Origin of the sequence: Stenotrophomonas sp. HMWF023, from assembly GCF_003060985.1 — a bacterium.
GTDB lineage: Bacteria > Pseudomonadota > Gammaproteobacteria > Xanthomonadales > Xanthomonadaceae > Stenotrophomonas > Stenotrophomonas lactitubi.
On the sequence record NZ_QAIJ01000216.1, the window covers coordinates 3,326 to 7,724 of the forward strand.

The following is a 4,399-nucleotide window of genomic DNA, read 5'->3' on the forward strand; positions in this document are numbered from 1 at the left end:
GCGCGCAGCTGGCGGATGTTCCAGCCTTCGATGATGGTGACGCGGTGCTGCAGCACCTTGCCGGCGCGCATGCGCAGCAGCAGTTCGCGCGGGGTCAGATCCCTGCTCAGCGCGTACTCGCCTACCTTCAGCTTGCCAGCGGCATCGAGCTGGCGCGCCAGCAGTTGCCACTGGGTGTCCTGGCCCTCGTCCACGCCGGCCTCGCGCAGCTTGCGCAGCACGCTGTTCATGCCATCGCCGCTGGCGATGACCACGCTGTCCGCACTGGGGGTCAACGGCACGTCGGCAAACTGGGTCTGCTTGTAGAAGAACCACGCGCCCGCGCCGGCCACGATGGCGGCCAGCACCAGCAGCAGTGTTACCACCCACAGACACCCGCGCTTGGCTCCCGCCATGGACTACCTCTGAACTCGATTCCGTCGTGCAGGATACCGTGCCGCTGGTGTGGGGTCATGACCGGGGGCGCCCACCCGTGCCGACCAACGGTCGGCACCCACCAAGAGCGATACCCAGTAGATCCACGCCATGCGTGGATGAACGACCATGGAAGCATCCGTGCCCACCAGGACCGGTAGCGCCGGGCCATGCCCGGCGGCGGCAATCGATCAACCCTGCTGCCCCAGCGCCCGCAGCAGGCCGCGGGCCTTGGCCCGGGTTTCGTCCAGTTCCTTGTCCGGGTCCGAGTCGACCACGATGCCGGCACCGGTACGGAAGCTGACCTCGTTGCCATCCACTTCGGCGGTGCGGATCAGGATGTTCAGGTCCAGGTCGCCATCGCGGTTCAGCCAGCCGAACGCACCGGTGTACGCGCCGCGCGGCACCTGCTCCAGCTCGCTGATGATCTGCATGCAGCGTACCTTCGGGCAGCCGGTGATGGTGCCGCCGGGGAAGGTAGCGGCGATCACTTCGCCCGGGGTCACGTCCGCGCGCAGGTGGCCGCTGACGTTGCTGACGATGTGGTGCACGTGAGCGTAGCTTTCCACGGTCATCAGCTCGTCCACGACGACCGTGCCGGGCAGGCAGATGCGGCCCAGGTCGTTGCGCTCCAGGTCGATCAGCATCACGTGCTCGGCGCGCTCCTTGGGATGGCCGACCAGCTCCTGGATGCGCGCGGCATCGTCGTCGCCTTCAAAGCGCGGGCGGGTGCCGGCGATCGGGCGCGTCTGCGCGTGGCCGCCATGCACCGATACCAGCCGTTCCGGCGACGAGCTGACCACATGCCGGCCGTGCGCACTGAACAGGCCGGCAAACGGCGCCGGATTGGCGCGTCGCAGCTGCGCGTACAGCGCCTGCGGGCTGACCGGCGCTGCGAAGTGCGCGCTCCAGCGCCGCGACAGGTTCACCTGGAACACATCACCAGCGCGCAGGTACTCGATCACCCGCCGCACGCCATCGGTAAAGCGCTGCGGCTCGTCTTCGCTGACCGACTGCGGCGGCTGCCAGCCCTGCCCGGCCTGCGGCAGTTCGCCGGCCACCAAGGCGACCAGCGTGTCCAGCAGTGCCTGCTCGCCCGCCTCGGCAATGAGGAAACTGGTGTCGGCCTGGTGGTCATGCAGCACGGCGGCCGGGCAGCGCAGGGCGAGCGCGGTCGGGTGACCGTCATCGCGTGCGCGCGCCGGCAGTACCGGCTCGACCTGGCTGGCCACTTCGTAATCCAGCATCAGCGCCCAGCCACCGCGGAACGGCAGCGCGTGGCCGCCGTCGTGCGGCAGGCGCTGCGCCTGCCATGCGCGGTCCAGCGCCTGCAGGAAACTGCCGGGCTGCAGTGCACCGTGCTGGTCGCGCACCTGGCCATCGGCATCCAGCTGCAGGGTATCGCCCTGCGCGGCCAGCAGCAGGCTCCAGCGGCCCTGCGCGGTACCCGAGGCGGTGGACTCCATCAGCAGCGGGAAACGCGCCGGGTCGTGCTGCTGCAGGGCCAGCAGGTCGATCGGGTGCGGCAGCGGGTGGATCAGCGGGGCGTGGGTCATGGCAGCCAGTTCGGGAGACGGATACACGGAAGCCGCCTTGCGGCGGCCTCGTGGTTGGCGGAGTCGAGCCTGGCTCGACGCTGCCGGTGCGATCAGACGCGCTTGAAGATCAGCGTGCCGTTGGTGCCGCCGAAGCCGAAGCCATTGGACATCACCACGTCGACCTTGGCCTGGCGTGCTTCGTTGGGCACGTAGTCCAGGTCGCAGCCTTCGCCCGGCTGCTGCAGGTTGATGGTCGGCGGAATCACGTTGTCGCGCATTGCCAGCACCGAGAAGATCGCTTCCACGCCGCCGGCAGCGCCGAGCAGGTGGCCGGTCATCGACTTGGTGGAGCTGACCATCATCTTGTAGGCGTGGTCGCCGAAAGCGGTCTTCATCGCCATGGTCTCACCGAGGTCGCCCAGCGGGGTCGAGGTGCCATGTGCGTTGAGGTAGCCGACCTGTTCCGGGGTGACACCCGCGTCCTTCAGGGCCATGGTCATGCAGCGCGCAGCGCCTTCGCCGTTCTCGCTCGGCGCGGTCATGTGGTACGCGTCGGAGCTGGCGCCGAAACCGGCCAGCTCGCAGTAGATCTTCGCGCCACGTGCCTTGGCGTGCTCGTACTCTTCCAGGATCAGGATGCCGGCGCCGTCGCCCAGCACGAAGCCGTCACGGTCCTTGTCCCACGGGCGCGAGGCCTGTTCCGGGGCGTCGTTGCGGGTGCTCATCGCCTTCATCGCGCAGAAGCCGCCCAGCGCCGTTGGCGAGGAACCGCGTTCGGCACCGCCGGCCACCATCACGTCCGCATCGCCGTACTGGATCATGCGCATGGCGGTGCCGATGGAATGGTTGGAGGTGGCGCACGCCGAGACCGCCGAGAACGACGGGCCCTTCAGGCCGCTGATGATGCTCAGCTGGCCCGGCAGCATGTTGATGATGGTCTTGGGCACGTAGAAGGGAGAGATCTTCTTCCCTTCGTGGAACTCGATGGTCTGCTCTTCGATACCGAGCAGGCCGCCGATGCCGGCGCCAACGATGGCGCCAATGCGGTCGGCGTTGGCGTCGGTGATCTCCAGGCCCGAATCATGCAGGGCCATGAAGGCGGCACCGAGGCCGTAATGGATGAACGGGTCCATCTTCTTGGCATCCTTGCCGCTGACCCGGTACTTGCCGAACAGTTCGTTGTCGGCGGTGATGTCAAAGCCTTTGACCTCACCTGCGATCTTGGTGGTGAACCGTTCCAGGTAGGCATCAGAAACGTTGGTCAGCGGACCGATGCCCGAACGACCGTGGGTGATGCCTTCCCAGCTGCTGGCCAGATCATTGCCCAACGGCGAGACCATACCCAGGCCGGTTACGACGACGCGACGCTTCATTGCTGATTCTCCTGACCCGAACGTTCTTTGCGGGTAACGCGGTTTACTTCGGTGTGGTACGCAAACACACGGGGCCGCAAACAGCGGCCCCATGGGGTGTCGTGCGCGCCGAGCTCAACGCCCGCGCGCGCACTGACGTCCTGCATCAGGCCTTGACGTGGGCCGTGATGTAGGTGATCGCAGCCTGCACGGTGCTGATCTTCTCGGCTTCTTCGTCCGGGATCTCGCACTCGAATTCTTCTTCCAGCGCCATCACCAGCTCGACGGTGTCCAGCGAGTCAGCGCCCAGGTCATCGACGAACGATGCGCTGTTGGTGACTTCTTCTTCCTTGACGCCAAGCTGTTCGATGACGATTTTCTTGACGCGTTCTTCGATGGTGCTCATGGGATATCGCTCCAGATGGAGTAGTGGTTCAAAAAGTGGTCGCCATCAAAGGCGATGGCCGTGGGATAGTGTAGTGGAAACCGGCGTGACCTTGCATTGCAGCAAAAATCCTCGCAGATCAATCACTTGCGGCGCGATCCCTGCGCCCCTTGCTTACGGCATGTACATGCCGCCGTTCACATGGAGAGTTTCGCCGGTGATGTAGCCGGCAGCCGGGCTGGCCAGGAAGGCCACCGCATGGGCGATGTCCTCCGGCGAACCCAGGCGTTCGAGGGCGATGTCGCCGATCAGCGCGGTACGCGCTTCTTCCGGCAGCGCCTTGGTCATGTCGGTGTCGATGAAGCCCGGCGCGACCACGTTGACGGTGACGCCGCGCGAGCCGATTTCCTTGGCCAGCGACTTGGAGAAACCGATGATGCCGGCCTTGGCGGCGGCATAGTTGGCCTGGCCGGCGTTGCCGGTCACGCCCACCACCGAGGCGATGTTGATGATGCGGCCCTTGCGCGCCTTCATCATGCCGCGCATGACGGCCTTGCTGGTGCGGAACACGCTGGTCAGGTTGGTGTCGATGATCGACGCCCAATCGTCTTCCTTCATGCGCATCAGCAGGTTGTCGCGGGTGATGCCGGCGTTGTTGACCAGGATCGAGATCGGGCCGAATTCCTTGGCGATGCCGTCAAGCACGGCGT

General features: G+C 66.1%; 5 protein-coding genes. All 5 read right to left on the minus strand.

Annotated elements, in window-relative coordinates; all coding sequences use genetic code 11:
• On the minus strand, positions 1-395 hold a 395-nt coding region (locus tag DBR20_RS23040; protein ID WP_258223312.1), incomplete at its 3' end, for an endolytic transglycosylase MltG.
• A gap of 210 nt (positions 396-605) precedes the next feature.
• Positions 606-1,970, minus strand: coding sequence for an aminodeoxychorismate synthase component I (locus tag DBR20_RS11615; protein WP_108266272.1), 1,365 nt, complete (start codon positions 1,968-1,970; stop codon positions 606-608).
• A gap of 92 nt (positions 1,971-2,062) precedes the next feature.
• Entirely contained in the window at positions 2,063-3,325 is a 1,263-nt protein-coding gene (gene fabF, locus DBR20_RS11620; protein WP_100551697.1) for a beta-ketoacyl-ACP synthase II, read from the minus strand.
• Between the two features lie 145 nt (positions 3,326-3,470).
• Positions 3,471-3,710 (minus strand): acyl carrier protein, encoded by a 240-nt coding sequence (acpP, locus tag DBR20_RS11625; protein WP_025874077.1) that lies wholly within the window; start codon positions 3,708-3,710, stop codon positions 3,471-3,473.
• A 153-nt stretch (positions 3,711-3,863) separates the two neighbouring features.
• Positions 3,864-4,399, minus strand: a 536-nt coding sequence (fabG, locus tag DBR20_RS11630; protein ID WP_108266273.1) for a 3-oxoacyl-ACP reductase FabG, incomplete at its 5' end; no start/stop codon positions are given.

Bases quoted from the DNA above. Each gene is read 5' to 3' on its own strand.
- DBR20_RS11615 (WP_108266272.1), bottom strand. From the start codon at position 1,970: ATGACCCACGCCCCGCTGATCCACCCGCTGCCGCACCCGATCGACCTG.
- acpP (WP_025874077.1), bottom strand. From the start codon at position 3,710: ATGAGCACCATCGAAGAACGCGTCAAGAAAATCGTCATCGAACAGCTT.
- fabF (WP_100551697.1), bottom strand. From the start codon at position 3,325: ATGAAGCGTCGCGTCGTCGTAACCGGCCTGGGTATGGTCTCGCCGTTG.